Raw genomic sequence first — 4,654 nt, forward strand, 5'->3', positions numbered from 1 at the left:
GGCTTTAGTTGCAGCTAAAGCCTGGGCCTCACATTACCCTAAATCGGTATAAAAATAATAATTAAGATGGGTGAATTATCCATACAAGCCAATAAAGTAACGGGACTGCTAATGCTTGGCTCGGTTCCGTTTCGCTACACAGTTTAGCTAAGCATTATCAGCCCCTTATTGGAGCGTTATATTTTTCAGGAGTCAGCAATATATGATCGATGCAATTTGCTATAAGGATATTGTAAATTCAGTAAACCAAGACCTTAAGTCATCACCTACAAGGGTTACATTATTCGATTCGGTTGACTCTGTTACATCTAATGCAATGCAAGAAATAAATAGTAAAGTCAAAAAGCACACTCTTGTTGCTATTCTTTTTTGCAATCCAAAAACAGAATTTTGCCAAAAAGAAATTCTTTCTTCGTTAAGCTATTTGCATCACCGTTCAAAACACCATATTAATATATTTTGTTGTGGCTACGGCGCTTATTGGCCTGAACATAAATACCCAGATTTAGAAATTGTCACCAAAATTGGTGGCACAGATTGGTGCTACAGCGACAATGCATTTGTAGAAGCTATTGAAGCATTTGAAAGTACTACCAAGTGGAGATATAGCGGTGAAAATGAATTGTTACTTTTGGATGTTAGCCCTTCGACTGATAGTGATAATTTGAGTATAAACAGCGCAATTGTTTGTAACCTTGAACGCATGAAGCTAGATAATGCATTTAGCTCTGTGCGCTCCCTACTTGAAGATGTTATACGTTATGCTTCTAGTTCAAATGCAACTGAAGCATGGGAATTTAGTGACAAAAAAGGCGGAGAGCTTGCTGCCGATTTACTAAAAAATACTATGTTGAGTTTTCTACCTAAGCAGCTACAAGTGTCATATAAAAAAGCAGAAAATTACGCAATAAGAAAAATATAACAAGTCGTTTAAAAGGACAAAAACCGGTTGGCTTTGTTCGTGCCTAACAAGTTTACCCAACTAATTTTTGCCGTTTATTTGCAGCGTTAGGGCTATAGGTAAATATTAATTATGGACGCAGTATTACCAAGGGAGCGCAATTACATTCAGATCTTCATGGCATCCTTAGCGCCTCTTCCAGTTGTATTGTTTATGGGAGCTCAAGCTGAAGGCTTAGGGGCATTTATGCCCATTGTTATCCTAGTAGTTATGTTGGCTTCATTTGTGTTTTGGTTTAAAAATGGTACCAAGCCTTCTGCCTGGATTAAAGCCGGTACTTTGTATATTCGTGATGGCGCTTTCAGTGAGATCAGAATTCCGAGTAACAAAGTCCAATCTATGCGTTACGAGTCTCACCACTCTCAGTACATATCAAAAGGGCGCACCGGTGAAACTGTGCCGATGCATAAGCTATTCGTCAAAATGCAAGGGTTCCAAGAGTGGGAAATTCCTATCAAGGACATGGTTGAGCTAGGTGCTGAACTAAGGCTGTATAAGTTTATTAAAGACAATTTTTACGATGTTGTTTTGGCTAAAAAGCCCTAACAATCGCATCAATTCGCGCCCCGCATGCGGGAGTTTGCTTTCATCGACTATCGATCAAGGATTCAGGTAATAAATGTTTATAAAAATAGTTAAGACGTTTTTGATTTGTCTGTTTTGCATAATTGCTCTAGGAGTGTTTAATGCTTATGTGTTCGTTCCTGACCTACAGCGACATGGCGAGATTGTGGCCTATCGAGGAGGCGGAAGTGCAGTTAACTATGAAAAATTAAAAAAAACTGGCTGTACCTCTCTTTCTATAAACGCATCAAAGATCAATTCAGTTGAGAACACACTAGAAGCTGTGGCGTCTTCCGTTGCAGCGGGGGCTAACGTAATTCATCTAAATGTTCACAGAACGCGTGATGACCAACTGGTTGTTTTTCATGACTGGACGTTAGATTGTGCTACAAATGGGTCTGGGCCAGTACATAAAACATCGTTTGAGCAGTTGAAAAATCTTGATGCAGGATATGGATATACGTTTGATGATGGTGCGACTTTCCCATTTAGAGGAAAAGGTTTTAGGATTTCCAAGTTAGAGACGTTTTACAAGCGGTATCCACAGCATGAGTTTTGGTTAAACTTAAAGAATAACGACACACGTTCATTCGAAACTCTATATGAGTATCTAGCTGGAAAAAAATCTAACCATACTGTAATTACCTCTTCAAAAGGTATGGAGTGGTTTCGAAACAAGGACTCGTCTTTACGGTTAGCAAGCGTTGGTAGTGTAAAGAGTTGCGGATTAAATTATCTTTTAATTGGATGGGCTGGATTAGTTCCCGAGTCCTGTAGGAATACCATTCTTTTTGTACCTCCCTCGATGACAAAATTTTTTTGGGGCTATCCTGAACGCCTCGCATCAAGATTACAGAGCTATGGTTCGGATGTTTATCTTTGGTCTCGACATGAATCGATTACCCATTCCTACGATGACGCTGTAGCATCGGGTATTGGAGTTATCACGAGTGATCTTGAATTTATTCGTGCAACACAAGCTAACAAACGCGTCAATCAAGACGCCCACTAGCTCAAAGTTATTACGCGGGCGTTACGAATAACATTTGTTGGCACTTTTAAGCTTTTAATGGCGACTGTGAAAGGGGCTGATCACTTAACTAACTGTTAAATAATCAGCCTAGCAGGAATGTACCAGTTAGTTATAGGCACCACTTGCATAGTGTAATTCGTAGCTGTGGCTGTATATTTCTAAGATATTGCCAAATGGGTCTTCCATATAAATCATGCGGTAAGGTTTTTCACCTGGGTAATAATAGCGTGGTTTTGCCATGCGTTTTTTACCGCCAGCGGCGACAATTTTTTCAGCCAATCCTTCCACATCTGGGTCTTGCACACAAAAGTGGAAAATACCTGTTTTCCAATATTCAAAGTTATCTTCAGGGTTTTCTTGGTTTTTAAATTCAAATAGTTCAACACCAATACGGTCACCAGTAGATAAATGAGCAATGCGAAAACGCTGCCAGCCAGCGCCAAACACATCGGTACACATCTCGCCAATTGGTGAGTCGTCTTCAATAATTTCAGTTGGTTTCATAATTAAATACCAGCCTAACACCTCAGTGTAGAATTTTACTGCGGCTTCTAGGTCAGGTACTGAAATACCAATGTGCGAAAAACTTCTAGGGTATGTGTGTGACATTGTGTTTCCTTTTTTAACAAGAAAAATTACTTGTGCTAAGCCTAGTTAATTAACTAAATTAATTGAAATTATTAAATTTTAGAAATCCTATAATTTAAAATTATGATGTTAAATAACACATGGTTAAAAACTTATATCACCCTAGTTGAGACAAAAAGTTTTACCAAAACTGCAGATCTATTAGCAATGACACAACCGGGTGTTAGCCAACATTTGCAAAAGTTAGAGAGTTATTGCGGCCAAGCTTTAATAAAGCGCTATGGCAAAGCATTTGAAATTACCGAACAAGGAAAGTTGGTATATGACTATGCGTTGTCGACGTTTAAGGGGCAGATTGATTTACTCGAACAACTTAGCTTTGATGATAAACACAGTGGGGTGTGTCGCATTGCATGCTCTGGCGCAAATGCATTGTCACTGTATGAAAAGCTAATTGCACTACAAGTTAAGTTGCCAAAGCTCGTGTGCGAGCTTGAAATTGCACCAAACGAACGTATTTTAGAGCACATTCAGCAAGGCTCAATTGATTTAGGCATTGTTAATCATTATTCAGCTGATAAAGGGTTTTCCGCAACGCGCTTAAGCCATGAAAAAATTTCTGTGGTGATGGCAAAAACTTGGCAGGGCACGATTACATCGTTTGATGATTTATGCCAACGCGGGTTTATTAATCACCCTGATGGCAAGCACTACCTTAGCATGGTGTTTAATCAACTTGATAAACACCCTAGCAGTATTGAACTTATGCCAGTTAGCGGTTATATCAACCAGCTAAATCAAATCCTGTTACCTGTATTAAAAGGGTTGGGTTTTACCGTTTTACCGCAAGTAGCCATTGCTCATTCACCTTTTAAAGACGTGCTTTGTGAATTTGAATTACCTAAACCAATTTCACAGCCAAGGTATTTAGTTAAAAAATACCAGCGAGACTTACCTGCTCGTTTCGATTCAGTCATCGATTTGATAAGTGAGCATTTTGACGGTTCAAGCAACGTATTATAAAAGTAATTGGGCAATAATCTCGTGTATTACCGGTAATACCGATAACACCAATAAACCAGCCATGAATAAATTAAATATGCGCATGTGGCTTTGGCTATTGAGTGCGTTTTGCAGCATAGAGCCAAATAACAGCCACACGCCAACACAAGGAAACGACACAATAAAAAATGTCAGTGAAATAATGAGTTGCTGAGTTAATAAGTCGCCACCACTTGAGGTAAATGCTGCTATAGCACCTGTTGCAACAATCCATGCTTTAGCATTTACCCATTGAAACAGCGCACCTTTCATAAACGAAAAAGGGGTTGCTTGACGGCTTTTTTCAACATCTGAGCTGCTACTAGCAATAAGCCAGGCTAATACCAATTCACTTAAGTAGCTGATCATCCTAGCGGACTAAATATCATGCTAACTGCGTTAGAATTTATCAATGTAGAACAACTACATAAGAAAAATTCCGCCTTGTTACCATTTCATTTATCCAG

The 4,654-nt window shown here is 39.0% G+C and carries 6 protein-coding genes; 4 read left to right on the forward strand and 2 right to left on the reverse strand.

What is annotated here, in order from left to right; genetic code table 11:
* The first annotated feature begins 202 nt into the window (after positions 1-202).
* From AN214_RS21370 to AN214_RS21380, 3 genes are all read left to right on the forward strand, one after another.
* Positions 203-922 (forward strand): hypothetical protein, encoded by a 720-nt coding sequence (locus AN214_RS21370; protein ID WP_054981568.1) that lies wholly within the window; start codon positions 203-205, stop codon positions 920-922.
* Between the two features lie 111 nt (positions 923-1,033).
* Positions 1,034-1,507 (forward strand): hypothetical protein, encoded by a 474-nt coding sequence (locus tag AN214_RS21375; protein WP_054981569.1) that lies wholly within the window; start codon positions 1,034-1,036, stop codon positions 1,505-1,507.
* A 73-nt stretch (positions 1,508-1,580) separates the two neighbouring features.
* Entirely contained in the window at positions 1,581-2,537 is a 957-nt protein-coding gene (locus AN214_RS21380; RefSeq protein ID WP_054981570.1) for a glycerophosphodiester phosphodiesterase family protein, read from the forward strand.
* 126 nt (positions 2,538-2,663) lie between these two features.
* On the opposite strand, the gene AN214_RS21385 is transcribed toward AN214_RS21380, so the two are convergent.
* Entirely contained in the window at positions 2,664-3,167 is a 504-nt protein-coding gene (locus AN214_RS21385) for a lactoylglutathione lyase family protein (protein WP_010558335.1), read from the reverse strand.
* Positions 3,168-3,269: 102 nt separating this feature from the next.
* Between AN214_RS21385 and AN214_RS21390 the strand changes: the two genes are divergently transcribed.
* Complete coding sequence (locus AN214_RS21390; RefSeq protein ID WP_054981571.1) at positions 3,270-4,169, forward strand: LysR family transcriptional regulator; 900 nt, start codon at positions 3,270-3,272, stop codon at positions 4,167-4,169.
* Here AN214_RS21390 and AN214_RS21395 read toward each other — a convergent pair.
* Positions 4,164-4,556 (reverse strand): LysE family translocator, encoded by a 393-nt coding sequence (locus AN214_RS21395; RefSeq protein ID WP_200911154.1) that lies wholly within the window; start codon positions 4,554-4,556, stop codon positions 4,164-4,166. The two genes, AN214_RS21390 and AN214_RS21395, sit on opposite strands and share 6 nt — an antisense overlap.
* Between the last annotated feature and the right edge of the window lie 98 nt (positions 4,557-4,654).

Source organism: Pseudoalteromonas sp. P1-9, from assembly GCF_001399975.1.
GTDB lineage: Bacteria > Pseudomonadota > Gammaproteobacteria > Enterobacterales > Alteromonadaceae > Pseudoalteromonas.